Genomic DNA, 26,105 nt, shown 5'->3' with positions numbered 1-26,105 from the left:
CGTTTTATCGAGGTTTTTATGGGTCATAAAATTACAACTGAATTTGAACCGCTGCATCTGGCGGTGTTAACCGTGTCTGATACCCGCACGCTGGATAATGACACCAGTGGCCAGTTACTGGTGGATAATTTACTGGAAGAAGGCCACCAACTGGCTGACCGCAAAATAGTGATCGACGATATTTATCAGATCCGTGCGATATTATCGAACTGGATTGCCGACGGCGATGTACAAGGCGTATTAATTACCGGCGGCACCGGTTTTACTCAGCGTGATTCTACGCCGGAAGCGGTGCGCCCGTTATTGGATAAAGAAGTGGATGGTTTTGGCGAGTTATTCCGCCAGATCTCGTATGAGCAGATTGGCACCTCTACCATTCAGAGCCGTGCGATTGCAGGCTTAGCGAATGGTGTGATTATTTTCTGTATGCCGGGTTCGACCAATGCTTGCCATACTGCCTGGGAGTCGATTATTCGGCCACAGCTGGATGCACGCCAGGGGCCGTGTAATTTTGTGAATGAACTGAAGCGTTCGGTGACACCGGCTTGCTCTAGTCGGGGGTGATGGTTAGTGCCCTAGCTCTGCGCAATTTGAGCTGCAGAGCTGGGTGGTGGTTCTGAGTGCCTTGTTATGCCAGATTGCTTGGAAAATTACCGAAATAAGGCCTGATCGCTTGAGAAATATCTTCAGCCCTTTGACCACAAGCCAACCTAACAACTAGCTCTGCTAAGCTACCGCCAGTAAGACCTAGGTGCTTACTGATTTGGCTAGACATAGATTTTCGGTTGTACACTCTCAACAACTCTAAATAGTCTTTATTTTCCACAATCGTTTCAAGAAGAGTCCTTGACTCATTATAGATAGAACTGACATCTATATTATCTACTAGATCGGATAAAGCTGAATCTAGGCCAGCCTCACCTTTTGCCTTTTCGTCAAATAGATTAAGTTTATACTTAATTTCTGCTGCAGCTCGAAGAGATATTTGAGTCTCTAGTTCAGACTGCATTTTAGAAAAAATAAATTTCGAGACATTATTAAAATCTTCGCTGGGATCTCTAGCTAACTGAGAGCTAACAACTTCTAACACTTCAGGCACACAAAAAAGATTCTCAACTTCAGCCACTTTGAGAGCATAGATTCCAGATTGCTCTAGCGATTGCAGTTCTTCTTGCACTCTACGGTCCCGATCTATTATTCCGGTGACAGATAAGTGGTGAAGTTGATTACTAGACTGGAGAGCTTTCACTGCTTGGATAACCTGAGTGCAAGATCCACTTGGGATTACAAGGTGATTAGGCAAAACAGCACGATAGAGAGATGTATCATAACTACCATTTTCCCCTTCAACAAAAACTACTGGCTTCCTACTCCCCAGAACTTCCACTAACAACGTCTCTGGTAGACCAGAGACCTCTTCAACAGCCTCCCAAACCCACTTTTTACCATCATAAGCTTTTAGCCAAATCTTTTTAGATTCATGAAGCGATACCGCAAAATCAACATCGTGAGTCATGTAAACAAACAAGCAATCTGGTCTTAAGCTTTCGATTTCTCGCCATAGTGGAGCTTGTACAGATTTATGTAGATGGATTTCTGGCTCATCTACAACAATGATTCCATCGTTAGGCGCAGCTAAACACTGACCAACAAGATAGAAGATCACCCTCTCACCATCACTCATTTCAGATGAGTTATATATCTTAGATGAGCCATCCTTAACCCTTGTTTGAATTCTAAGACCTCCTAGAACCAATTCTCTATGAGGAAGAATTTTCTCCCAAACTTGCTTAACTAAATCTAACTTAGTGGTCGGCGGGATAACTTTTTCATTGGAGGTTTTAGACGCGGCTAGATACTTTGCACTCTCTTCGGTGTGATCCGAAAAAAGGTAGACCATCAGCTTCTGATAGTCATTTAGTAGCGATATTGCCGGCTTGCTATGCCATTTATGGCCTTGCTTATAATTCCACATTTGTTCTTCAGGGGCTTCTGCGTAGCCACAAAGAAGGTCTTTTTCTGCTCTCTCTATTGACGTTGGGGTCGTATTATCAGGCATCGTAAGTGATTTTTGTGCCGAGATACGATGAACATTGTTCTTTTGCGGAGACTCCATTTCTATCCATGTACCAAGTCGGGTTTTTCCTGAGCCATTGGCGCCAATAAATAGAAGACTTCGGTTAGTTACGATCTCTTGATGAGAGCCATCTGAGTTCGGCAACTTTAAAGAATACGTTTTATCCATGAATAACTCTTATCAATTTCTGGTGGCATAACGCCCAGTTCAACGAGTGTAACGAGTCCGATGCAATTGCTTGTTAAATGCTTTCACATCATCCTCATATTTCTGTATTTGTAGATCTAATATCTTATCTTGCTTGGGCTGAATTTTAGTGTGCCAGTGGTAGAAACCATAGAACGTGAAACCACCGCCAAAGAAGAAAAAGCAAAAAAATAAATACTAAGCTCAAGATCTTTATTGGACCTGTCGATTTCTGATTTTTTCTCATACAAGAACAATTCGAGATTTTCATCTTAGTTTAAATATTTTTTAGCATTAATAGTTTCCATTGGTATATAACGTTCAAATGCCATAGTGTTGTAATGCTCATGGCGTATGAAAAACATAATTGCTGTCGTAAGCGATATCACTAAACCTAATAGAGCATAGAACTTGTATATATTGTCTGTTGGTAATGGGATCTTAGATTGCACTCGAATCTCCTTGTACATTTAACGTCCCAGACGCGATAGCGGCGACAACATGTGCTTTTTAGGGCTAGATTTTACGGACGCGAACATTTCTTTTACCTTTTTTAGATTCCTTCCAAATTTCAACCCTATACTGGTCAGGCCGAATAATTGGGGTTTTCGGTTTTGGGCTGCTCGGTTTTCTATCGCCTTCCTTTTCCTGAGGGTCTGGTTGAAATTCCATCTCTTCGATAGGGAGCTTCATTTGAGAAGGCGTATCCTCTAGCGAGCCTCGCAACTCTTCCATAAATCCGGGAACTTCCTCAACATCTTCACCCAATACCTTTTCAGCTAACGTCATTGCCTCATCAACTGATATTGAGCCATTCCCAACCCTAACAAAAAGAGATTCAAGCTTGGCAAGAGCCTCCCCACGTTTGCGAACTTTAGGTTTTTCAATAGAATCAGGGAATGGAGCTGCTGCCCTATCTCCGAGGTAATTTCCAATAGCACTAACATCAGAGTATAAATTTTTAACCCCGGAAGATATTGAGCCGTAAGAGGCAAGAAAGCCACATAGAGCGGTGGCGCTAACAAGAATTTTGCTCTTAGCGCTAATAGAGCCCTCTTGAACATCAAGCGCTAAGTAATAATCAGGAAGCTTTAAGACATTACTAACATAATCTTCCCACTCATCGAATAACTCAGTCGAATATGACTCAAACTCTTCCACAGGAAGGCTTGTAACGTTTAAGTAAAAGTCCGTTGTTCCTATATTAATCATAATCCATTATTCGATTGTGGCTGAGCCCTAGCATTTTAATAGTACGCCCTTGCTTGATCACCTACCTTGCAAGCTACAACATCTTGCAAGGTTGAAGAGACTCTTCTCACACTCGGATATAAAACTGATTTCGATTGAAACCTTCCTGGCAGAATATTCCCTTCGCAGGCGGGCACAGCCACAAACTCTGACGCGCCCTATAACCTACATTTTTATCTGTTACGAAAAATATCACCAACAATCACATCAAACAAGGTCGCCAGATACAAAAAAGCCATTGCGCCGTGCTTTGTCCCGAGTAGCACACCACAATGGCTTTTTACTGTTGTTAGTATTTAACGGCTGATTAACGAATCAGCTCACAATGCTATCAAACGGCTCCACAATCACAGTCTCGCCCACCTCAACCGTGCCGCGCTGCTGCTCAAGAATGATGTAGCAGTTGGCCATATTCATAGAGGTCAACATACCGGAGCCCTGGCTACCAGTAGTCACCACCGTCATATTGCCCTGCTCGTCGGTTTGATAAACCCCACGCTGAAAGTCCGTCCGGCCCGGTGCTTTTTTAATACTGCAGCCTGCCTTGGCTGCAATACGCAGCGGTTTAACTGCATCCTGGCCACTGATCTTGGTCAGCATTGGTACCGCCAGTTGATGCATGGTCACCAGCGCGGATACCGGGTTGCCCGGCAAGCCGATAAAGACACTGTTGGGTAAAAAGCCAAAGGCAAACGGTTTACCCGGTTTTATCGCCAATTTCCAAAAGGCAATTTCACCCAACTCATCCAATACGTCTTTGACAAAATCGGCTTCACCAACTGAAACGCCACCGGAGGTAATCACCACGTCGGCCACTTCATCCGCCTGACGGAACGCAGAGCGCAGTGTTTCCAGATCATCCGCCAAAATGCCGAAGTTGGTAATTTCTGTGTTCAGCTTTTCCAACACCGCGGAAATGGTGTAACCGTTACTTTCGTAGAACTGGCCCGGCCCTAACGCTTCGCCTGGCTTTTTCAGCTCGTCACCGGTCGACAATACCGCTACCCGCAAACGCCGTTTAACGTTAATGTCGCTGATGCCCAGGCTGGCCAATAAGCCGAGATCAGCAGCACGCAGTTTTCGGCCTGGCTCAAATACCGTTTGCCCGGTAGCAATATCTTCACCCGCCGTACGAACATGGCTGCCAGTCGATACTGCGCGCTGTAACGTGATCAGGGCGTTATTCTGATCATCCCGGCTGACCTGCTCTTGCATAATCACACTGTCAGCACCCGCCGGGATCTCAGCGCCCGTCATTATGCGTACACACTCGCCCGGGCCCACTTCGCCATCAAATGGGTGACCCGCAAAGGATTTTCCAATCAGGGTTAACTGAGCGCCTTCCTGGCCATCAGCACTGCGCAGGGCATAACCGTCCATTGCCGAGTTATCGGCCGGTGGAACATTTAACTGGCTGGTGACGGGTTGGGCAATCACCCGCCCAAGAGCCTGCTCAAGGCTGATTGTTTCGGTTTCGGTAACCGGCTTCAGGTTGGCTAATAATTGCTCCAATGCCTGATCCAGAGGCGTCAGGCCGGGAGCGCTACAGCAGTCATTCATACAAACGGTCACTCATTCAAGACGGTTGTTATTTACCTACCTGCTTCTGATTAACGACCCACACGGCGGCTTCAACACGGCTGCGCAGGTTCATTTTTTTCAGCAGATGTTTTACGTGTACTTTAACGGTTCCGTCGCTGATATTCAGCTCACGGGCAATCAGTTTATTGCTCATGCCTTTGGCGATTAATTGCAGGATTTCCTGCTCGCGGGTGGTCAGGGTATCGTACAGGTTGGAATCGTTTTTCTGTGGGTGGCGTAATGCCGTGGCCAGCACTTCAGTCAGGCGATCGCTGATCACCATTTTGCCAAGCACTGCCTGTTTAATTTTTTCGACCACATCTTCTGGTTCCATATCTTTCAGCAGATAACCATCAGCACCACCGGTAATCGCTGCGACCACATCTTCATCCTGATCGGAAACGGAATATACTACGATGCGTGATGCCAGAGATTGTTCCCGAATTTTCGCCAGGGTTTCGATGCCATTCATATCCGGCATATTTAAATCAAGAATAATCAGGTCTGGTTCGTGTTCCAGTGCTAATGGAATCGCTTCAATACCACTACGGGCTTCGGCAACGAGTAATAACTCGTCTTCCATTTCAAGCAGTTGGCGTAACCCTTTTCGTAGCAATGGATGGTCATCAACAATCATCACTGTTGCTTGTTCTGACATAGTCTGCCCCCTGTAAATCTGTCGCGACTGGTTTTGTGTTTGCCTATCCTATGGCGACTCTTATGCTGCTGGTAAGACGTGTTTCATCCACCCTTGATGTGCATCAAGTATTACATAAACCACCAGTATGCTGGATTTACCCTAAGTAGCAACTTAGGTATCCCTTTTGGGGTATTTTCTTTTAATTACCTACTTCTCATAGGGGAAAAAAATCCGGTTTTTTCGTATTTTTTAATCCACTGAGTTATTGCAGACGATTATTTAAGGTTTTTTTCTCTTTATCTCCACAATTCTTCTACCTCTTGTGAATTATTGCTGGCTCAGACACGGCTTCGCATAGTGGCAAACACAGTTTCATAAAAGGCAATGAGGAGAAATTCATGTCTGACTCTCTCAACAACGCAGGAGTTGCCCCAACCCAGGGAGCAAAGTCCGGCGATATAAGCCAATGGGATCCGGAGGACAAAAGCTTCTGGGAATCCACCGGAAAAAGTGTTGCTACCCGCAACCTGTGGATTTCGATTCCGAGCTTGTTGTGTGGCTTCGCCGTGTGGCTATATTGGGGCATTATTACGGTTCAGATGCTGAACCTTGGTTTTCCGTTTGAAAAATCTGAGCTGTTTACATTAATGGCTATCGCGGGCTTAACCGGCGCGACCTTACGTATTCCCAGCAGTTTCTTTATTCGTCCGTTTGGCGGGCGCAACGTTATTTTCTTTACCACCGCGCTATTGATGATTCCGGCGGTTGGTACCGGTATTGCGCTGCAAGATCAGAATACGCCGCTGTGGGTGTTCCAGCTACTGGCGTTACTGTCGGGTTTTGGTGGCGGTAACTTTGCCTCTTCCATGAGTAATATCAACTTCTTCTTCCCCAAAGAGAAGCAGGGTTTAGCCTTGGGTTTAAACGCCGGTTTAGGTAACTTTGGTGTGACTACCATGCAGATTCTGGTGCCGTTATTTATGACTTTTGCTGCCTTTGGTGGCGACCCGATGATTCTGCAAAACACCTCAGGTACGCTGATTGGTAAAATTCCTGCAGGCTCTGAAACCTATATTCACAACGCCGGTTTTGTCTGGTTATTGGCGTTAATTCCGCTGGCGGTGGCTGGCTGGTTTGGCATGAATAATATCCGTGCGCCACACGTTTCTCCTGAAATTCCTTCTCCGATTGGTGCATTTGCTGGTATCAGCGGCATGTTACTGGTGGGCTTCCTGACGGCCACCTTTGGTCTGTGGTTGTTATTGCCTGAAAAAGTGAATGGCTCTGGTTTCGGCATACCCAAAGAAATCGTGCTGGTGATTGTGGTGGTTTCTACCGTATTCCTGCTGAAACGTATTCCGGGTGCCATTGGCCAGACGCTGGATCGCCAATATCAGATTTTTAATAACAAACACACCTGGGTAATGAGTGTGATCTACACCATGACCTTTGGTTCTTTTATCGGTTTTGCGGCTTCTTTCCCACTGTCGATTAAAGTGATCTTCGGTTACCAGCATCTGATGGTTGACGGAGTAATGACTCACGATACCGCTAACCCGAATGGCCCAAGTGCGCTGATGTATGCCTGGATGGGCCCGTTTATTGGTGCTCTGATTCGACCTCTGGGCGGCTGGATCTCTGATAAAGTGGGTGGTGCTCTGGTAACACAAGTCTGTTCGGTTGTGATGGTGGGTAGTGCTTTGGGTGTGGCTTACTACATGCAGCTGGCTTACCAGTCTGCCAACCCGGAACAATACTTTGTGCCTTTCTTCCTGCTGTTCCTGACGCTGTTCGCAGCCACTGGTATTGGTAACGGTTCGACTTTCCGTACCATTGCGATGGTATTTAACAAAGAACAGGCGGGGCCGGTTCTGGGTTGGACGTCTGCCATCGCTGCTTACGGTGCCTTCTACATTCCAAAAGTGCTGGGTGAGCAGATTAAGGCAACCACGCCTGAAGTGGCACTGATTGGCTTCGCTGTATTCTATGGGGTGTGTATCTTTATTAACTGGTGGTTCTACCTGCGTAAGAGTGGCGAATTCTACAATCCGTAGATAACCTTTCACTCTCGCTTATGAACTAAAAAACCCGCTTCGGCGGGTTTTTTGGTTTATTTCAACGGTACGTCTGGCTCCCACGCTCTGCGTGGTAGTCATGTCTGAATTGAGAAAACCCGAAGGTTAAAGCCTGGTGGTTTAGCTACCACGCGGAGCGTGGGAGCTAGAAAGAAATTTAGCTTGTCTGACTCCCACGCTCTGCGTGGAGTCTTGTCTGATTGAGAAAATCCGAAGGTTAAAGCCTGGTGATTTAGCTACCACGCGGAGCGTGGGAGCTAGAAAGCGGAGCGTGGGAGCTAGAAAGCGGAGCGTGGGAGCCAGAGAAGCGGACATAAAAAAGCCCCGTTTAAACGGGGCTACTCACAACCTGGCTGACGTTTCAGATGTCAGGCATCCACCAGGGCCTGTAAAATATTCGACGTTGATAACACACCCACCATCACATTTTCCCGGGTAACAAATACACGGTGAATTTTACTTTTCAGCATCAGTTTAATAACGTCATTCACCTCGGCTGTTTCTTCAACCTTAATCACATGTGGCGTCATTACCTGATTAACGGTGCAGTTTTCATCGGCTTTTTTTGCCAATGCTTCAACATCCGATTCGCTGTACTTCATACCAGAAAATTCGATATAAACATCCCGAACCATTTCTTTCTTTTGCTGCTGGCTCTGACTATCAAAGTGAATGATATCCGAGCTACTGACGACCCCCACCAGGGAGTGATCACTGGAGATGACCGGCACACCGGATATACGGTGTTTGACTAAAAAATCCGATAAGCGTTTAACAGACCATCCTTCGTAGGCGGTTAACACCTCGGTGGTCATAATATCTTTTGCGGTTAAATGACTCAGACTATCAACCATAACCTACTCCTTAATGAGTTTTTTATATTTTAAAATCGACAATAAAATTATTTAATGTCGATATAAAAATGATACAAAATAATCCATAAACTCTTACCGGCTTAACGCAACATTTGAATGAATAGATTCTGGCGAAAAGACAAAGGTGACAATTGTTCCTCGCTCACCAACACGTTCCATGCTAATGCTGCCCACTAATAATTTAGCCCGCTCTTTCATAATATCCAAACCATAATGATTTATTTTTTCCGGGCCATCGGGAATACCAACACCATCGTCTTCAACCGATACAGTGACCTGATTATTATTCTGAGTCAGTGCCACCCGAACATTTTTTCCTTTGGAGTGATGCAATGAATTTTGCAGTGCTTCTTTGGCAATTTGTAACAAGTGAATTTCTTCGTTAGGCGTGAACAATATTGATTCAACCTGATAATCCAGAGTAATGTTCATATTCGTCCGATCACTTAACTGGCTAATCGCATCTTCAAGTGCTCCTTTTAAGCCACGACCGCCAACCTGCAAGCGAAAGGTTGATAATAGCTCCCGTAACTGGCGATACGCAGAACCTAAGCCATCACGCACTTCATCAATCAGATCCTGAAAAATCGCACTATCGGCTTGTTTATCATGAGCTTTTTGCATACGCGATACCTGAATTTTCAGATACGACAAAGACTGCGCTAACGAATCGTGTAATTCCCGGGCAATAACAGTACGTTCATTTAACAGCGCAACCCGGCGGTCCTGGTGTACCTGGTTTTTCAGACTCAGACCAACGGCAATCTGATCAGCAACCGCCTGAATTAACTGGTTTTGCCAGGCTTCTAAACCGTTTTTGTATTTCATCCGCGCCACCAGCACACCGTAGTTATGCTCTTCCCGTTCAAGCGCAAAACGAACGGTGTAACAGCCCAGATCATTCGATACCAGGGTGCCGGAATGAGATAAACAGCCATCACAATTGCCTGTATAACAATTAGGGCGGTTACTGACTTCATCCACTTCCAGTAAATGAATATAAGGTGAATCAGCATCTTGTTTAGTGATACACAAATCCATATCGCCAATACCGGTAAGATTAGAAAGTTCGTCAAGAATCGGCTGAAAATCAAGATCTTCTTCGGTGGTGTTATTCGATAAACGTGAGGTGTTTAATAACAATTGCAGCGAGTCATTTGAACGTTTTAGCTGCATGGTTTTGCGGTTAACACGACCTTCCAGGTCGGCATACATCTCAGATAAGGAGTCGCTCATGGAATTAAATGCCTGAGCTAACAAGCCTAATTCGTCTTTATTATCTAACTCAACTCGCGACGTTAAATCGCCATCCCGTACCCGTCGCGCCATGGCCGTCAGTTGTGTCAGCGGTTTCTCAATATGACTGTGAATGGAGGTCATGGCGACATATACAAGAATCAGTGTGCTGAATAATGCAATGATCTGAATAATACGTAATAACTCAATTTTGGATTCTGCCGCTTGCTGATATTGCAGCACCAGAAAATCAATTTTATCAACAAAAGAGTTAACGGTATCAAACAGCTGAATTTTGGCTTGCGGGGTAAAGTTATATTGTTCCAAGGCCGGTTTTACTTCTGCTTTCCAACTCACCACCACGGTTTTATACGATTGTGCCAATACCGAATCCGGCGATACCAGATCACTGGATATTAATACCGGGTCATTCAGGATGGCTTCAAACTGCTCAAAAACCGCCTGCTGCTCCGCGATTCCGGCAGTATCTTCTGTTACTAATAATGTCGACAACATCAAATAGCTTTGTTTACGCAGCGACCCGGAAATATTAATGGCGGCAGCATCTTTGTCGGCAATTTCAGAAATAACAAATGAACTGAACATGCTGAGAACGGCCATGACCGTCATTGCCATCAGCAGTGATCCGATACGAAAAACAATGGAATTTCGGATTTTTGAAAGCATAAGAAAAACCTGCCAGATAACTCTGAAAAACATTGTATCTGCAATGCTATCCGAATAGAGCTACCCCCTCCAGAACATAGGTAATAAGTCAGCTACCTCTTTGTGGGTAGATCGCATCCCTCTAACGCAGTGATAAATCCACCATGTTGACGCACATCAAATTCACTCCTCTTTCGGGGCTCTATTTTGGTTGCACAAATCAAATAAAGCACCGTGTTATTTGCTCGCTATTCCAACCGGGTAGCTGCTTGTAGGAGAACCAATATGAGTCAATTTCTGGATCGGCTTCAGTTTTTTAAACGGAAGCAGGGGGACTTTGCCAACGGTCATGGCACCCTGACCAATGAAGACCGCCAATGGGAAGACGGTTATCGTCGTCGCTGGCAACACGATAAAGTTGTGCGTTCCACCCATGGCGTAAACTGCACCGGCTCCTGTAGCTGGAAGGTGTACGTTAAAGACGGTCTGATTACCTGGGAAACCCAGCAGACCGATTACCCACGTACCCGCCCTGATCTGCCGAACCACGAACCGCGTGGTTGTCCTCGTGGTGCCAGTTATTCCTGGTACGTTTACAGCGCTAACCGCCTGAAATATCCAAAGGTTCGTAAAGCCTTAATCAAACTGTGGCGCGAAGCAAAACAGTCTCACACTGATCCGGTAGCTGCCTGGAAGTCGATTGTTTCTGATCCGTTTAAAGCTCAGTCCTACAAGCAACAACGTGGCATGGGTGGTTTTGTTCGCTCAGACTGGAATGAAGTGAATGAAATCATCGCTGCCGCTAACGTTTACACTGCCAAAGAATTCGGCCCTGACCGTATCACTGGCTTCTCGCCTATTCCGGCAATGTCGATGGTGTCTTACGCTGCAGGCGCGCGTTACCTGTCGCTGATTGGCGGTAACTGCTTAAGCTTCTACGACTGGTACTGTGATTTACCACCCGCCTCACCACAAATCTGGGGCGAACAAACAGACGTTCCGGAATCCGCTGACTGGTACAACTCCAACTACCTGATCGTTTGGGGTTCTAACGTTCCGCAAACCCGTACACCGGACGCTCACTTCTTAACCGAAGCGCGTTACAAAGGGACTAAAACCTGTGTTGTTACGTCGGATTATTCTGAATGTTCCAAGTTTGGTGATACCTGGTTAGCACCGAAGCAAGGTACTGACGCTGCGTTAGCGATGGCCTTTGGTCACGTCATTCTGAAAGAATTCCACATCGAAAACCAAAGCGAATATTTCACTAAATATGTTCGTGAAAAAACCGACTTCCCGAATTTAGTAATGCTGGAAAAAGACAGTGACGATCCTCAAGGCAACAAATACCGCCAGGGTCGTTTCTTACGTGCAGCGGATCTGGTTGACGGCCTGGGTGAAGAAAATAACCCGGAATGGAAAACCATCGCCATTAACGAAAATAACGGTGAGCTGATTTCTCCAAACGGTTCTATCGGTTATCGCTGGGGTGAAAAAGGTAAGTGGAATACGCTGCAAAAAGACGGTAAGTCTGGCGACGAAGTTAAACTGACCTTAAGCCTGAAAGAAAGCAGTGACGAAATTGTTGCCGTTAACTTCCCTTACTTCGCGACTGCAGCCAACGAGCACGAACATAAATACTACGACCACACTGAACACGACGAAGTATTGCCACGCAATATTCCGGTGAAAAAAGTTCAGCTGGCCAACGGTGAAACCGCCTTAGTCGCTACCGTATTCGATTTAACCGTTGCTAACTATGGTGTGGATGCTGGCCACGGTGGTGACAACGTTGCTAAATCTTATGAAGACAACGTACCGTACACTCCGGCATGGCAAGAGCGAGTTACCGGCTGTAAACCCGCTGACGTTATTCGTGTAGCGCGTGAATTTGCCCGCACCGCGGACAAAACTCATGGTCGTTCGATGATTATTATCGGTGCGGCCATGAACCACTGGTACCACATGGATATGAACTACCGCGGCGTGATTAACATGCTGATGATGTGTGGTTGTATCGGTCAGTCCGGCGGTGGCTGGGCGCACTATGTCGGCCAGGAAAAATTACGCCCACAAACCGGTTGGCAACCTCTGGCGTTTGCGCTGGACTGGAACAAGCCACCACGCCATATGAACGGTACGTCGTTCTTCTACAACCACGCCAACCAGTGGCGCTACGAAAAACTGCGCATGGAAGAAGTGATTGAGCCACAGGCCAATAAAGAAAAATGGTCTGGTTCTATCATTGATTACAACTCCCGTGCCGAACGTATGGGTTGGTTACCATCAGCACCTCAGCTGGGCATGAACCCACTGAATCTGTGTAAAGATGCGGAAGCCGCTGGTATGTCTGCCAAAGACTACTGTGTGCAACAGCTGAAATCCGGTGAGCTGCAGTTTGCGAACCAGGACCCTGATAACCCACAAAACTTCCCACGTAACATGTTTATCTGGCGTTCGAACCTGCTGGGTTCTTCCGGTAAAGGCCACGAATACATGCTGCGTCACCTGTTAGGCACCAAACACGGCCTGATGGGTAAAGACCTCGGTGAAGAAGGTGGCGTCAAACCAGAAGACGTTAAATTTAACGATGCGCCAGCTGAAGGTAAGCTGGATCTGCTGGTAACGCTGGACTTCCGTATGTCCACTACCTGTCTGTACTCGGATATCGTTCTGCCGACGGCAACCTGGTACGAAAAAGACGATATGAATACCTCGGATATGCATCCGTTTATTCACCCACTATCAAAAGCGGCTGACCCGGCCTGGGAAGCACGTTCTGACTGGGACATCTTTAAAGGTATCGCCAAGAAGTTCTCCGAAACCTGCGAAGGCCATTTAGGTCAGGAAAAAGATCTGGTGACTCTGCCTACCCTGCACGACACTCCCGCCGAACTGGCCATGCCATACGGTGAAGTGAAGTCCTGGTGGAAAGGCGAATGTGATCTGATTCCGGGCAAAACGGCTCCGAATATGATCGAAGTGACCCGCGACTACCCGGCCACTTACGAGCGTTTCACCTCGATTGGCCCATTGCTGGATCAACAAGGTAACGGCGGTAAAGGCATCAGCTGGAATACCGACGATGAAATCGCCCTGTTAGGTGAGCTGAACTACAAAAAACTGGAAGGTCCGGCGAAAGATCGTCCGAATCTGGATACGGCGATCGATGCCGCTGAAATGATTCTGACCCTGGCGCCAGAAACCAACGGTAACGTTGCGGTGAAAGCCTGGGAAGCATTAGGCGAATTCACCGGTCTGGATCACACCCACCTGGCGAAGCCGAAGCAGGAAGAAAAAATCCGCTTCCGCGATATTCAGGCACAGCCACGTAAGATTATTTCTTCTCCAACCTGGTCAGGCCTGGAAGACGAACACGTGTCTTACAACGCCGGTTACACCAACGTGCATGAAGATATTCCATGGAGAACGCTCACAGGACGTCAGCAGTTTTATATGGACCATGAGTGGATGCGTGACTTTGGTGAAAACCATGTGTCGTACAAGCCACCCATTAACTTAAAAACCGTGCAGCCAATTATGGATAAAAAGCCAAACGGTAATAAGGAAATTGCACTGAACTGGATTACTCCGCACCAGAAATGGGGTATCCACTCAACCTACTCCGACAACCTGTTAATGCTGACTCTGTCGCGTGGTGGCCCGATTGTATGGATCAGTGAGATCGATGCGAAAAAAGCCGACATCGAAGATAACGACTGGATCGAAGTATTTAACGTTAACGGTGCTATTGCTGCCCGTGCGGTTGTATCGCAACGTCTGCCGGAAGGTATGAGCATGATGTACCACGCCCAGGAACGTATCGTAAACGTGCCGGGGGCGGAAACCACTCAGACCCGTGGCGGTATTCATAACTCTGTAACCCGGGCCGTGATGAAGCCTACCCATATGATTGGTGGTTACGCACAACAATCCTACGGCTTTAACTACTACGGCACTGTGGGTTGTAACCGTGATGAGTTCGTCGTCGTTCGTAAGATGAACAAAGTCGACTGGCTGGATGGCGAATAAGGTTTAGGTGAGGAGATTATTATGAAAATTCGCGCTCAAATAGGCATGGTCCTCAACCTGGATAAATGTATCGGTTGTCATACCTGTTCTATCACTTGTAAAAACGTATGGACCTCCCGCGAGGGGGTCGAATACGCCTGGTTCAACAACGTTGAAACCAAACCCGGTATTGGTTTCCCGAAAGAATGGGAAAACCAACAAAAATGGAAAGGCGGCTGGGAAGTTAAAGGCGGTAAATTAACCCCTAAAATTGGTGGTAAACGTTCTATCTTAGCGAATATTTTTGCTAACCCGGATCTGCCGGAAATCGATGACTACTACGAGCCATTCGATTTTGATTACCAGCATCTGCACTCCGCTGGCGAAAGCAAACACCAGCCGGTTGCTCGTCCACGCTCACTGATTACCGGTAAGCGCATGGAAAAAATTAACTGGGGTCCGAACTGGGAAGAAATTCTGGGTACTGAGTTCAGCAAACGTAAAGCGGATAAAAACTTCGATAATGTACAAACCGACATGTTAGGTCAGTTTGAAAATACATTTATGATGTATCTGCCACGTTTGTGTGAACACTGCTTAAACCCAGCGTGTGTTGCATCCTGCCCAAGTGGTGCCATCTACAAACGTGAAGAAGACGGTATCGTACTGATCGACCAGGACAAATGTCGTGGCTGGCGTATGTGCGTATCGGCTTGTCCGTACAAAAAGATTTATTACAACTGGAAAACCGGCAAATCAGAAAAATGTATTTTCTGTTACCCACGTATCGAAGCCGGTCAACCAACCATTTGTTCTGAAACCTGTGTGGGCCGTATCCGTTATTTAGGTGTACTGCTGTACGACGCAGACAAAATTGAAGAAGTGGCCAAAACCGCTAACGATAAAGACCTGTACGAAGCTCAGTGCAACATGTTCCTCGATCCAAACGATGAAAATGTGATCGCTGCGGCTCGTAAAGAAGGTATTCCACAAACCTGGCTGGATGCAGCACAACAATCGCCGGTTTATAAAATGGCGATGGACTGGCAGATCGCTCTGCCACTGCACCCGGAATACCGTACCCTGCCAATGGTTTGGTACATCCCACCACTGAGCCCGATTCAGTCTGCGGTAGAAGCAGGTTCTGTTGGCATGAACGGTGAAATTCCGGATCTGAAATCACTGCGTATTCCGCTGAAATACCTGGCTAACCTGCTGACTGCCGGTGATGAAGCACCTGTGATTCGTGCACTGGAACGTATGATTGCGATGCGTGCCTACAAACGCTCACAAAACGTTGATCAGGTAGAAGACCTGGAAGTGCTGAAGCAAACCGGTATCACTCAACGTCAGGTTGAAGAAATGTACCGTTATATGGCGCTGGCCAACTACGAAGATCGTTTTGTTGTGCCAAGCAGCCATAAAGCTTATGCCGAAGAAACCTTTGGTTCGGCTTACGACACCCGTAACGGTTGTGGCTTCAGCTTCGGTAACGGCTGCTCCGACGGTAACGACGACCTGAACCTGTTTGGTGCGAAAAAACAAACCAGTAAAGTGGTTAAGCCTGCAGTCTTTGACCCACAGGGAGAATAAAAATGAAAATTTTTAAATTAATTTCCCTGTTGCTTGACTATCCGGAAACCGAAATTGGTGATGATCGTGCTGCAATTTTCGAACTGATTCAGGCTGATGACGATATCAGCGCAGAAACCAAAATCGAGATGATCGATTTTGTTGAGCAGCGTGCATCAATGGATCTGCTCGACTGGCAATCGGATTACGATGCGTTATTTGAACGTGGTCGTAATTTATCCCTGCTGTTGTTTGAACACGTTCACGGCGAAAGCCGTGACCGTGGCCAGGCCATGGTGGATTTAATGGAACAATATAAACAGGCCGGATTAGAAATCGGAGCGAAAGAACTGCCCGACTACTTACCGCTGTTTTTAGAGTTTTTATCCACCCAGGATCGCGAAGATGCTCGTGCCTGGTTGCAGGATGTCAGTCATATTCTGGCCACCCTTCAATCGCGCCTGGAACAACGCGATGAAGGTTACGCTTCTTTATTAGCTGCCCTGCTGGAAATCAGCCAGGCAGAACTGGACCTGAATGAAATTCGTGAAAATATCGCCAAAGAAGAACGTGACGATACCAACGAAGCGATTGATAAAGTCTGGGAAGAAGAAATGGTGACCTTCTCCGGTGGACCGGATCAGACTAACTGCCCAAGCAGTGTATCCCGCCCGAGTGAGCAACAAAGCCGTGTTAACGAAATGCCGGTAAATATTATTCAACCGACTGCACAAGCGCGATAAAGGAGTCAATCATGAACTACTTAAATGACCTATTGTTTGGCATCTACCCTTACATCGCGCTGGCCGTGTTTGTATTAGGTAGTTTGATTCGTTACGACCGTGACCAGTACACCTGGAAAACCGGTTCCTCACAGATGCTGGAAAGCAAGATGTTGCGCAAAGGCAGCATGCCCTTCCACGTCGGTATTATTATGGTATTAGCCGGTCACTTTGTGGGCCTGTTAACCCCACACCAGGTATGGGACGTGTTAGGTATTACTGCCAGCATGAAACAAGTGTTCGCGATGGCGATGGGTGGTTTCTTTGGTTTAATCTGTTTTTACGGTTTAACCATTTTAATTATCCGTCGTTTCACCAACGAACGTGTTAAGGCTTCCAGCTCGAGTATGGATAACGCCATCCTGCTGCTGTTATACGCTCAGTTAATTCTGGGTCTGGCCAGTATCTTTGTTTCTGCCGGTCACTTAGACGGTGCTGAAATGTTAATGCTGATGAGCTGGGCACAGAATATGGTGACTTTCCAGGTTGCAGATGCTGCTGCGGCTATCGCCAACGTACACTGGATTTACAAGTTACACGTATTCCTGGGTATGACGTTATTCCTGGTATTCCCATTCAGCCGTCTGGTTCATGTATGGAGCGTGCCACTGAAATATTTCCGTCGTAATTACCAGATTGTTCGTACCAAACAATCCAACTCTTAATCAGTTTAAAAACTGAATCTTATTGCCGATTACCCGGCATCCATAAAAGGTGGTCAGCTACAAAGGTAGCGACCACCCACTATTAAAAAAAGCAGTACTGAGAGGTTTACCATGCAGATGATCGAAATTCCTACCGTTAATCTGGATGATAACAATCAGCCAGAAGAGCCAAATACCATCCCCGACATTCTGGTGAATGGCACAGCCATTAGCGAAGCCCAGATACTGGCAGAAATGCAATACCACCCAGCCGATAATCAACGTGATGCCACCATTGCTGCCGCCGAAGCGCTAGTTATTATTGAGCTGATAAAACAGCGCTGTGAACAACTGGGTATAAAAACCGACGATGGCTCTGAGTTAACTGACGACCAGATGTTAGCCGAGCTGATGCAACGCGAAGTTCAGGTTCCGGCCATCAGTGATGAAGAATGCCAGCGTTATTTTACTGCCAACCCGGATAAGTTTATTACCTCGCCGATTCTTGAAGTCGACCATATTCTGTTGGCCGCTGACAAAGAAGATCTGGATCAGCGCGCTGAAGCGAAAGAACTGGCGGATGGCCTGCTGGAGCAAATTCAGCAACAACCGCAACTGTTCAGCGACTTTGCCATGCGCCACTCTATGTGCCCATCCAAAGAACAAGGTGGTTCCTTAGGCCAGATCAGCAAAGGCCAGACCGTACCTGAGTTTGAGAAAGTATTATTCCTGGCAGAAGAAGGTTTATTAAACCGTCCGGTAGAAACCCGTTATGGCTACCATATCGCCCGTATTAACCGCCGCATCGAAGGCCAGCTATTGGAATTTGATCAGGTGGAAGAAAAAATCAAAACCTACCTGAATGAAAAAGTACACCGTAAGGCCCTGGCACAATATATCGAGTTATTAATCTCAGATGCTGAGATCGAAGGTTTTGAGTTCCAGGTCAGTGATTCGCCCCTGGTTCAGTGAGAGCTCAATAAAAGTTCAATAAGAACTCAACAGAAAGTTCAGTAAAGAAGGTCGGAAAAGATGACTATTGAAAATTTATTAGAGAAAAATCGTCGTTGGTCAGAAAACCAGACCTATATCGATCCGGATTTCTTTCAACGCCTGAGCCTGCAACAAACGCCGGAATATTTATGGATTGGTTGCTCCGATTCACGGGTACCCGCTAATCAGGTGGTGGGCTTAGATCCCGGTGAATTATTTGTCCACCGTAATATCGCCAATGTGGTATTACACACCGACTTTAACTGTTTATCGGTATTGCAGTTTGCGGTCGATGTATTAAAAGTGCGCCACGTGATTGTTTGTGGCCACTATGGCTGCGGCGGTGTAAAAGCCGCGTTAGGCAATACCGAATTTGGGTTGGTGGATAACTGGTTACGCCATATTAAAGATGTGTATTACCAGCATCAGGATGAAGTCAACGCCATTAAATCCGAAGAAGCCCGCATTGATCGTTTGTGTGAGTTAAACGTGATGGAACAGGTAAACAATCTGGCGAAAACCAAAATTGTGCAACACGCCTGGGATCGTGGTCAGGAGTTAGCCATTCATGGCCTGATTTATTCAATCAAAGACGGGTTATTACAGGAGCTGAACGTTAACGCCCGGACTCCTGAGTTTATTGATCCGATTTTCCGGATGCAGTCTGACAACTGATTAGTAAGTTGAGGCCAGAATTCTCTCTGGCCCTTTTTTATTCCGCTATAACCTGATTAATCAATCGTTTCCGCTTCCAGAGCATACACGCCATTTTCATCGTGCACTTCTTTGCCATTCAGCGGTGGGTTGAAGACACAGGCCATCTGCATATCTTCCGTTGCACGCAGCAGGTGCTTATCATGTTTATCCAGAATATACAGAGTGCCCGGCTCAATTTTGTATATTTTTCCATCGTCACAGGTTTCAACTTCGCCAAAACCACTGATGCAATAAACCGATTCCAGATGATTCTGATACCAGATCGGGGTTTCAGTCCCGGCAAATATTGTCGTGATATGAAAAGAGAACCCCATATTGTCGTCTTTTAACAACATACGAACGGATTCCCAGGTGCCACCATTGATGGCACGGTTCGAGTTTTTACACTCATCTAAAGTGCGAACAATCACAATAAACCTCAAAAACTACAATAACAGCGCCAATTAGCTGGCTTTGGATATATTTTCGGATAACGCATCGGCAATACAGTCTGACAAGATATCCAATCCCTGATCCAGTACCGTATTTTCAATCGTCAGAGGTGCAAGTACCTTCACCACCTGCCCCTGGGAACCACTGGTTTCGATCACCAGGTTGCGTTTAAACGCCAGTTCAGTCACCGCATCGGCTAATTCACCCGATTTAAATTCCAGTCCCTGCATAATGCCTTTGCCTTTGTGCTTCAGCTGGCCACCATGCTTCGCCTGAATTTCTTTTAAACGGGCCTTCAGGTGTGCGGCTTTTTTCTGCACACACGCAGAGAACTGGTCGTCTGCCCAGTAGTGTTCTAATGCCTGGCGGGCGGTGATAAAGGCATGGTTATTACCACGAAAAGTGCCGTTATGTTCACCCGGTTTCCAGCTGTCGAGCTGCTCTTTCAACAACACAATCGCCATTGGCAAACCATAACCACCCAAGGATTTCGACAAAGTAATTACGTCCGGCTCAATGCCGAATTCTTCAAAACTGAAAAAGGTACCGCTGCGGCCACAACCGGCCTGAATATCATCAACAATCAGCACTATATCGTAACGCCGACAAATTTCCTGCAAGCGCACCATCCAGGCTTTACTGGCAACGTTTAAACCGCCTTCCCCCTGGATACACTCAACAATAACACCCGCTGGATGGCCCAAGCCCGAAGACTGATCTTCCAGTGCTTTTTCGAAATATTCCAGCGTATCAAAGTCACCCAGATACCCGTCGTATGGCATAAACTGCACGCCCGGTAGTGGCATGCCCACCGACTCTTTATATTTCTGGTTAGCGGTCACCGCTACCGACCCCTGAGTGACACCGTGAAAACCATTCGTAAACGAAACAATGGTATGACGGCCGGTATTTTTGCGGGCAATTTTTAATGCCGCTTCCACCGCATTGGTGCCGGTAGGGCCGGTAAACTGAACGCGATAGTCCATCTTGCGTGGCTTTAAAATCCGGCTTTGGAACGATTCCAGAAACGCCTGTTTAGCATTGGTGTGCATATCCAAGCCGTGGGTCATGCCGTCTGAGTTGATGTAATCCACCAGCGCTTGCTTAAACTTTGGATTATTGTGGCCATAATTTAATGTTCCGGCCCCACCGAGAAAGTCGATGTACTCTTTCCCTTCGCTGTCCGTTAATAAGGCATTTTGTGCCTTGGTAAATACCACCGGAAAAGCACGGCAATAACCACGAACGTTTGATTCAAGCTGATCAAAAATTTCCATATTAAACCTCTTCGTGAGAGTGTTTTATAAACGAGTAAAAGGACCAATAACCACCAGCTCTTCGCTGTCATGCTTGCCAGCAAAATGTTGGTGTTTATCGAATAAGACGTTATGACTGAGCGGTGCCTTGAGGTTCAGGGCGAAACGCTTAAAGGTATTCCACGATGCTTTGTTATCCGGCGTGATGGTGGTGTGCAGATACGTCACATCCGCTACACGCTTAACCAGGTTTTCCAGCATCTGACTGGCCAACCCTTTGCCACGCTGGCTGGCATCGACAGCCACCTGCCAGACAAACAAGGTATTCGGCTGCTGCGGCAATCGATAGCCGGAAATAAACCCCACCATCTGCCCTTTTGCCTCAGCGACGATACTGGTGTCACTGAAATGACTGCACTGCAACAGATTGCAATACAGTGAGTTTTCATCCAGAGGCTGACAACGGCTAACCAACTCAAACACAACATTGCCATCAGTGGCTTGTGGGGTGCGGAAGGTATATGCAGGAGAAATATCAGAGAGTTCTGACAAACAATCGGAAGCTGGGCTCACAGAGTCCATGTAGAGCAGAGCAACGCTTACCGGCACGGGCCGTTACGTCCTCAGTTTTGTTTAGTGTTCTAAATATAATAACAAGCCAATATTTATTTACAACCCTAAACATTTATCAATAACAATTCTGACAAACATCCAGAAAACCATTGTTGAATGGGCATTCAATCCATTTAACTTAGTTAGTACACTAAGATAACGACTCTTCCAAAAACCCATCAAATTCATTTGTACTGTATTAGTTTGATCTCTAATTAAAAAACAATGAGAGCTGCTGCGCTACTTTGCTCGTCATTGGGCAAGCCTTCGTTGCAAATACACAATAAAGTGTTGCGCCATTTGGCCCTTTCGGCCAGGCAGTTTTTGTGAAATTTAAGCTACAATAACGATTAATAATTATTATTGTTGAATTAGACTATATGAACAGCCAAAGCCACCTCGATCATCAGAATGAAGAATCATCCGCTGGCAACTCAAATCTGAGCGCTAAGAAGTTATCTCTGACTATTTTTTCATTATTTTTACTGGTGCTGTTCTGGCATGTTGTAACCGATCGTCTGGCACCGTCGTCTTCGCGGGGAGCCGTTAAAGCTTACGTCACTCAGCTGTCACCTAAAGTTGCCGGCCAGGTGACTCAGGTGTTTGTACACGATGGCGAAATGGTTTCTCCCGGCCAACCGTTGTTTGCACTGGATGATCGGGTTTATCAGCTGGCGGTTAAACAGGCTGAGAATCAGCTGGCCAGTGCGATTAAATCTACCAAAGCCAACTCAGCCGCCATTTTATCGTCTCAGGCATCGGTTAACGAAGCGCTGGTGAATCTTGAAAACATTAAAACCTCCACCAGCCGTACCCTGGCACTGGCTCGCCGTAACTTATTATCATCTTCCCGGGCTGACGATGCCAAAGCAGAACTAAAAGCCGCGCAGGCTTCTTATGAAAAAGCCAAAGCGTCTTTGGAGAGTGCCATTCTGGCCTTAGGAGCCGATGACGATCGCAACCTGGAAGTACAAGCCTCACGCCTGGCCCTGGAAAAAGCTCAACTGGATCTGGAATACGCTACGGTTACCGCACCAACACAAGGAGTGATCACCAACCTCAGCCTGGCAATTGGCCAGTACGTTGCCCCTAAAAACCCGGCATTAACTTTTATTGATTCCCGCGGTGCCTGGATATCCGTTGATTTACGTGAAAACCAGCTGGGCAACGTGAGTGTTGGTGACCAGGTGGATGTTGCTTATGACGCGGTGCCTGGTGAAATTTTTAAAGGTGAAGTGAAAGCCATTGCCTGGGGCATTGACCCTGGTCGCAGCAGCGCTAATGGATTACAGAAAAATCCATCCTTTACCCAGTGGTTTGAACCCGCGCGAAAAATTCCGGTGCATATTGAATTAACGGGTGGCATGGAACAATGGCCAGAAGCCGCCAAAGCCGGCGGCAAAGTGAATGCATTAATTTATGCCAAGGGAGATTCCAATATCGTTGCCTGGATCTCCGGCATTATTTTCTACATTCAATCGTATATCTCTTATTTATATTAAGAACACACGATGTATATTGCCCCACGCCCGAAAGCCAACGACGACCCTTATTTTGCCTTACGGCTGGCACTGGCCAGCAGTTTGGCACTGATGGTTGGTTTATTGATTGATTCCAACATGTTACTGATGATGCCCGTACTGATCATCAGTTTAATGGGCGGCATGAGAAAAGCCTTTGACGTCAACAAAGCTGTCTCAAGCCCGATTTTAGTGATTGTGCTGATTTCTGCTTTTTATTGGCTGTTATCCTATTTACACGTCAGGCCGATACTGACCTTACTGGTGGTGTTTTATATTGCCGCACTGGCGTATTACATCACTTTAAAAAATGGCAGCCCCCTGGGCATGATTATTCTGATTGCCATTGTCATGATGTCGGTATCCGGAGCAAAATCGACACTGGCACTGGCCTTTGTACACACTGCCATGATCGAAGCTGCCATCACCACCTTTATATTAATTCCATTGCTGTATTGGATATTGCCCACTCGGGCAACAGAACCCCTGCCTGAAGAGTATCAGCCGGATTCCCATGGTTATTTACTGGAACGTGCCGTTTTACGAGCGGCGGTATTAATGGCATTGCTGGGGTGGATGTATACCCTGCTGGATCAGTCCAATATTACCCTGGTGATTACCGCGGTATTTACCCTGATGTTTCCGTGTAAAGAACACCAGTTTGAAGAAGCCCGGGAACGCAGTTATGCCACAATAGTTGGTGGTGGGTTTGCGTTGGTGATTCTTACCACATTTGGTTTTGTTGGGCATTTGTCGGTATTGTTCTTTATGACGTTAATCGCTGGCATCTTTTTAGCTAACCAAATGATTAGCGGCAAAAATCCACCCATGGTATACCAGTTTACTTTATCGGTGATGATGACTTTGATCTGTGGTTCATTAAATGACCAATCTCCTGTCTACCTTACTATCCTGCGAATTTTACTGACCATTATCGGAACATTAGGCGCGGTATTTTTATATGCAACACTGGAAAGATTACTGATTAAAGATGTGGAAATTACCGCACACCAAGCCAAAAACCCGGACTAGCTCAATCCTTCAGTCCTGATCAAAATGGCTAACCATCAAGCTGCAAATCAAACCATTTGAGATCAAACGCTACCCCATTTAATAACGCCTGAACCTGATGACGCCCCGAATAATGTTTTCGTGTTGTCATATTTCTCAAAGAGACTTTTTTACTGAAGCTCATGGTTTCCTGAGGTTGTAGTTCAACGGTTTTTAATTTGAACACCTTCGGATTTGTTTGTCCGTTAGCCTTCACATAATGAATCGCAAAATCCACCAATAACGCCTGCTGTTCTGGTTTGTTATTCGTTACCGAAAAGCTGATTTGCAGTGAATCACCTTGCTGTGCATGTTGAGGGGTCACATCCATGTCTGAAAGCGTTATATCGATATCAGAACCATAACCCAACACGGCTAACGCCTTTGGCTCCCCACGTTTAATAGCAGAACGGAGAGCATGGTTCACCAGCCAGCGGCGATTGCTGTCAGCACCCTGTAACCAGGTGGTACAGGTATGGCATAACACGTCCAGGTTATCTTTGCCGATATCATTCAGATTATTGGCCACTGAACGGCGCACGTATAAAGACTCATCATCTTTCAGCTGCTCAAGTAACGGCAGTATCGCCAAAGGGTCTTGTTTAAACGGTTTCAGTGCTATCCCCCAGGGCAAACGAGGGCGAGTACCCTCCGAGATCAGGCGACGAACATGCTCGCTTGGGTCATTAAGCCACTGTGTTAATTGTTTGAGGGTTCTTTCAGCATCCCGCAAGATAAAAGGACGAATACAAAATTCAGCCGTAAAACGCTGGGTCAGCTCATACATAGCAGCCATTGACTCGTCAAAATAATCGAGGCCGAACTCGGCGATATAAAAGCTGTGTGGCAGATAATAAAACGAAGACATTCCAAAGCTGCGGGTATCGGTCAGCTTTTCTCCCATAGAGCGCACCAGGATATCCATTGCTTCTGCATAATCATCCGGCAGAAAATCTTTCAGCGTGACGGCAATGTGTTTCCCGCGCGGCATCAGCTCTAATGTGTCATAGCCCGGCAAGGCCTGTGCAATAAATCCATCAGCATCAAACGGCGGGCTGACGGCGGCAATTTGTTGCGCCAGCCAATGAATAACTTCTGGGCCGTACTGATCCTTAAGCGCTTGTGCCATTATTGGTATCCGGAATGAATAAACATAACCTTTTATCAAGCCCGCCTGGTTTACTCAAGTGCCTTCTGGTGCCAACGGATCAATCTGGTTACACTGGTTTATCAACCTATTAAAAGGCCTGTTATGTCATTTCTGGAAACACGCATACCACCTCCCGTTGTCATGCTGTTTTTTGCTACCGTCATTTGGTGGCAAGCCGACCTGACGCAAATTCCATTAATTCCGGGATATCACTCATTGTTTTGGCCTGCAGTGTTAGTCTTTGGCACTGGTGCTTTATTTGATCTGATCAGCCTGAAACACTTTCTGAAAGCAAAAACCACCATCAACCCACTCTCACCAGAAAAAGCATCGCAACTTGTATCAACGGGTATTTATGCATTTACCCGTAATCCAATGTACGTTGGACTATTATTATGGCTGCTGGCCATATGCCTGTATCTGAATACATTGTTTGGATTATTAGCTCCCTTAGGTTTTGTTGCCTATATCAATCGCTTCCAGATTCAGCCCGAAGAAAAATACTTACAACAATTATTTGGTGAATCATACCTGAGCTATAAGCAACAGGTTCCGCGATGGCTTATTATTAAATAATGATTATTGCGCCAACAAATTGACTGAGCGGCGGGTTATTGCCGGAACCTTGCCGTTTACCTAATGATAAAGTCTGTGCATTGTTAACATTTCATAACCCGACTTCTGACAAATCCATCAGTTTTTATAACCATTCTTATTTCAATCACACGATTTATAGCAGGATGAATACCTCAGTCCATTCAAAAGCAGCAATACACATT

The 26,105-nt window shown here is 46.4% G+C and carries 21 protein-coding genes; 11 read left to right on the top strand and 10 right to left on the bottom strand.

What is annotated here, in order from left to right:
- The first annotated feature begins 18 nt into the window (after window positions 1-18).
- The gene (moaB, locus tag KFF03_RS05295) at window positions 19-564 is read left to right on the top strand and encodes a molybdenum cofactor biosynthesis protein B (protein WP_255859458.1); all 546 of its coding nucleotides are present in this window, start codon (window positions 19-21) and stop codon (window positions 562-564) included.
- Between the two features lie 64 nt (window positions 565-628).
- Here moaB and KFF03_RS05290 read toward each other — a convergent pair whose 3' ends face one another.
- The 4 genes from KFF03_RS05290 to narL form a co-directional block, all read right to left on the bottom strand.
- Window positions 629-2,245 carry a DUF4435 domain-containing protein gene (locus KFF03_RS05290; protein ID WP_255859456.1) on the bottom strand — a complete coding sequence of 539 codons (1,617 nt, stop codon included), beginning with the start codon at window positions 2,243-2,245 and terminating at the stop codon, window positions 629-631.
- Between the two features lie 534 nt (window positions 2,246-2,779).
- Entirely contained in the window at window positions 2,780-3,475 is a 696-nt protein-coding gene (locus tag KFF03_RS05285) for a hypothetical protein (protein ID WP_255859454.1), read from the bottom strand.
- 354 nt (window positions 3,476-3,829) lie between these two features.
- Window positions 3,830-5,074, bottom strand: a complete 1,245-nt coding sequence (moeA, locus tag KFF03_RS05280; RefSeq protein WP_255859452.1) for a molybdopterin molybdotransferase MoeA — start codon at window positions 5,072-5,074, stop codon at window positions 3,830-3,832.
- Window positions 5,075-5,102: 28 nt separating this feature from the next.
- Window positions 5,103-5,753 (bottom strand): two-component system response regulator NarL, encoded by a 651-nt coding sequence (gene narL, locus KFF03_RS05275; RefSeq protein WP_255859450.1) that lies wholly within the window; start codon window positions 5,751-5,753, stop codon window positions 5,103-5,105.
- Window positions 5,754-6,133: 380 nt separating this feature from the next.
- On the opposite strand from narL, the gene KFF03_RS05270 reads away from it, so the two are divergent.
- Entirely contained in the window at window positions 6,134-7,789 is a 1,656-nt protein-coding gene (locus KFF03_RS05270; protein ID WP_255859448.1) for an MFS transporter, read from the top strand.
- Window positions 7,790-8,178: 389 nt separating this feature from the next.
- Here KFF03_RS05270 and KFF03_RS05265 read toward each other — a convergent pair whose 3' ends face one another.
- Window positions 8,179-8,664, bottom strand: coding sequence for a CBS domain-containing protein (locus tag KFF03_RS05265; protein ID WP_255859446.1), 486 nt, complete (start codon window positions 8,662-8,664; stop codon window positions 8,179-8,181).
- 93 nt (window positions 8,665-8,757) lie between these two features.
- Window positions 8,758-10,608: a HAMP domain-containing protein gene (locus KFF03_RS05260; protein WP_255859445.1), complete on the bottom strand. Its 1,851-nt coding sequence runs from the start codon at window positions 10,606-10,608 to the stop codon at window positions 8,758-8,760.
- A gap of 264 nt (window positions 10,609-10,872) precedes the next feature.
- On the opposite strand from KFF03_RS05260, the gene KFF03_RS05255 reads away from it, so the two are divergent.
- From KFF03_RS05255 to can, 6 genes are all read left to right on the top strand, one after another.
- Complete coding sequence (locus KFF03_RS05255) at window positions 10,873-14,619, top strand: nitrate reductase subunit alpha (protein ID WP_255859443.1); 3,747 nt, start codon at window positions 10,873-10,875, stop codon at window positions 14,617-14,619.
- Window positions 14,620-14,640: 21 nt separating this feature from the next.
- Window positions 14,641-16,191, top strand: a complete 1,551-nt coding sequence (narH, locus tag KFF03_RS05250; protein ID WP_255859441.1) for a nitrate reductase subunit beta — start codon at window positions 14,641-14,643, stop codon at window positions 16,189-16,191.
- A gap of 2 nt (window positions 16,192-16,193) precedes the next feature.
- Window positions 16,194-16,913, top strand: a complete 720-nt coding sequence (gene narJ / locus KFF03_RS05245) for a nitrate reductase molybdenum cofactor assembly chaperone (protein ID WP_255859439.1) — start codon at window positions 16,194-16,196, stop codon at window positions 16,911-16,913.
- Window positions 16,914-16,924: 11 nt separating this feature from the next.
- Window positions 16,925-17,617, top strand: coding sequence for a respiratory nitrate reductase subunit gamma (narI, locus tag KFF03_RS05240; protein WP_255859437.1), 693 nt, complete (start codon window positions 16,925-16,927; stop codon window positions 17,615-17,617).
- Window positions 17,618-17,728: 111 nt separating this feature from the next.
- Complete coding sequence (locus KFF03_RS05235; RefSeq protein WP_255859435.1) at window positions 17,729-18,568, top strand: peptidylprolyl isomerase; 840 nt, start codon at window positions 17,729-17,731, stop codon at window positions 18,566-18,568.
- Window positions 18,569-18,628: 60 nt separating this feature from the next.
- Window positions 18,629-19,264, top strand: coding sequence for a carbonate dehydratase (gene can / locus KFF03_RS05230; protein WP_255859433.1), 636 nt, complete (start codon window positions 18,629-18,631; stop codon window positions 19,262-19,264).
- 56 nt (window positions 19,265-19,320) lie between these two features.
- On the opposite strand, the gene KFF03_RS05225 is transcribed toward can, so the two are convergent.
- The 3 genes from KFF03_RS05225 to ectA are packed head-to-tail and all read right to left on the bottom strand — an operon-like array spanning window position 19,321 to window position 21,567.
- Complete coding sequence (locus tag KFF03_RS05225) at window positions 19,321-19,716, bottom strand: ectoine synthase (RefSeq protein WP_255859431.1); 396 nt, start codon at window positions 19,714-19,716, stop codon at window positions 19,321-19,323.
- Between the two features lie 33 nt (window positions 19,717-19,749).
- Window positions 19,750-21,015, bottom strand: coding sequence for a diaminobutyrate--2-oxoglutarate transaminase (gene ectB / locus KFF03_RS05220; protein WP_255859429.1), 1,266 nt, complete (start codon window positions 21,013-21,015; stop codon window positions 19,750-19,752).
- Between the two features lie 24 nt (window positions 21,016-21,039).
- Window positions 21,040-21,567, bottom strand: coding sequence for a diaminobutyrate acetyltransferase (gene ectA, locus KFF03_RS05215; protein ID WP_255859427.1), 528 nt, complete (start codon window positions 21,565-21,567; stop codon window positions 21,040-21,042).
- 419 nt (window positions 21,568-21,986) lie between these two features.
- Between ectA and KFF03_RS05210 the strand changes: the two genes are divergently transcribed.
- Window positions 21,987-23,108, top strand: a complete 1,122-nt coding sequence (locus tag KFF03_RS05210) for an HlyD family secretion protein (RefSeq protein WP_255859425.1) — start codon at window positions 21,987-21,989, stop codon at window positions 23,106-23,108.
- A gap of 9 nt (window positions 23,109-23,117) precedes the next feature.
- Window positions 23,118-24,158 carry an FUSC family protein gene (locus KFF03_RS05205; protein ID WP_255859423.1) on the top strand — a complete coding sequence of 347 codons (1,041 nt, stop codon included), beginning with the start codon at window positions 23,118-23,120 and terminating at the stop codon, window positions 24,156-24,158.
- A gap of 28 nt (window positions 24,159-24,186) precedes the next feature.
- Here the strand turns inward: KFF03_RS05205 and KFF03_RS05200 are convergent, their stop codons facing one another.
- A complete protein-coding gene (locus tag KFF03_RS05200) occupies window positions 24,187-25,305 on the bottom strand; it encodes a hypothetical protein (protein WP_255859421.1) in 1,119 nt (372 codons plus the stop codon).
- A 123-nt stretch (window positions 25,306-25,428) separates the two neighbouring features.
- Here KFF03_RS05200 and KFF03_RS05195 point away from each other — a divergent pair, with 123 nt between their 5' ends.
- Complete coding sequence (locus KFF03_RS05195; RefSeq protein ID WP_255859419.1) at window positions 25,429-25,902, top strand: isoprenylcysteine carboxylmethyltransferase family protein; 474 nt, start codon at window positions 25,429-25,431, stop codon at window positions 25,900-25,902.
- Window positions 25,903-26,105 lie beyond the last annotated feature (203 nt).

It is taken from the genome of Bacterioplanoides sp. SCSIO 12839 (assembly GCF_024397975.1).
In the GTDB taxonomy this organism is placed as follows: domain Bacteria; phylum Pseudomonadota; class Gammaproteobacteria; order Pseudomonadales; family Oceanobacteraceae; genus Bacterioplanoides.
This window is presented reverse-complemented; position numbering and strand designations above follow the sequence as displayed.

Bases quoted from the DNA above. Each gene is read 5' to 3' on its own strand.
- moaB (WP_255859458.1), top strand. From the start codon at position 19: ATGGGTCATAAAATTACAACTGAATTTGAACCGCTGCATCTGGCGGTG.
- KFF03_RS05290 (WP_255859456.1), bottom strand. From the start codon at position 2,245: ATGGATAAAACGTATTCTTTAAAGTTGCCGAACTCAGATGGCTCTCAT.
- KFF03_RS05285 (WP_255859454.1), bottom strand. From the start codon at position 3,475: ATGATTAATATAGGAACAACGGACTTTTACTTAAACGTTACAAGCCTT.
- moeA (WP_255859452.1), bottom strand. From the start codon at position 5,074: ATGAATGACTGCTGTAGCGCTCCCGGCCTGACGCCTCTGGATCAGGCA.
- narL (WP_255859450.1), bottom strand. From the start codon at position 5,753: ATGTCAGAACAAGCAACAGTGATGATTGTTGATGACCATCCATTGCTA.
- KFF03_RS05270 (WP_255859448.1), top strand. From the start codon at position 6,134: ATGTCTGACTCTCTCAACAACGCAGGAGTTGCCCCAACCCAGGGAGCA.
- KFF03_RS05265 (WP_255859446.1), bottom strand. From the start codon at position 8,664: ATGGTTGATAGTCTGAGTCATTTAACCGCAAAAGATATTATGACCACC.
- KFF03_RS05260 (WP_255859445.1), bottom strand. From the start codon at position 10,608: ATGCTTTCAAAAATCCGAAATTCCATTGTTTTTCGTATCGGATCACTG.
- KFF03_RS05255 (WP_255859443.1), top strand. From the start codon at position 10,873: ATGAGTCAATTTCTGGATCGGCTTCAGTTTTTTAAACGGAAGCAGGGG.
- narH (WP_255859441.1), top strand. From the start codon at position 14,641: ATGAAAATTCGCGCTCAAATAGGCATGGTCCTCAACCTGGATAAATGT.
- narJ (WP_255859439.1), top strand. From the start codon at position 16,194: ATGAAAATTTTTAAATTAATTTCCCTGTTGCTTGACTATCCGGAAACC.
- narI (WP_255859437.1), top strand. From the start codon at position 16,925: ATGAACTACTTAAATGACCTATTGTTTGGCATCTACCCTTACATCGCG.
- KFF03_RS05235 (WP_255859435.1), top strand. From the start codon at position 17,729: ATGCAGATGATCGAAATTCCTACCGTTAATCTGGATGATAACAATCAG.
- can (WP_255859433.1), top strand. From the start codon at position 18,629: ATGACTATTGAAAATTTATTAGAGAAAAATCGTCGTTGGTCAGAAAAC.
- ectB (WP_255859429.1), bottom strand. From the start codon at position 21,015: ATGGAAATTTTTGATCAGCTTGAATCAAACGTTCGTGGTTATTGCCGT.
- KFF03_RS05210 (WP_255859425.1), top strand. From the start codon at position 21,987: ATGAACAGCCAAAGCCACCTCGATCATCAGAATGAAGAATCATCCGCT.
- KFF03_RS05205 (WP_255859423.1), top strand. From the start codon at position 23,118: ATGTATATTGCCCCACGCCCGAAAGCCAACGACGACCCTTATTTTGCC.
- KFF03_RS05200 (WP_255859421.1), bottom strand. From the start codon at position 25,305: ATGGCACAAGCGCTTAAGGATCAGTACGGCCCAGAAGTTATTCATTGG.
- KFF03_RS05195 (WP_255859419.1), top strand. From the start codon at position 25,429: ATGTCATTTCTGGAAACACGCATACCACCTCCCGTTGTCATGCTGTTT.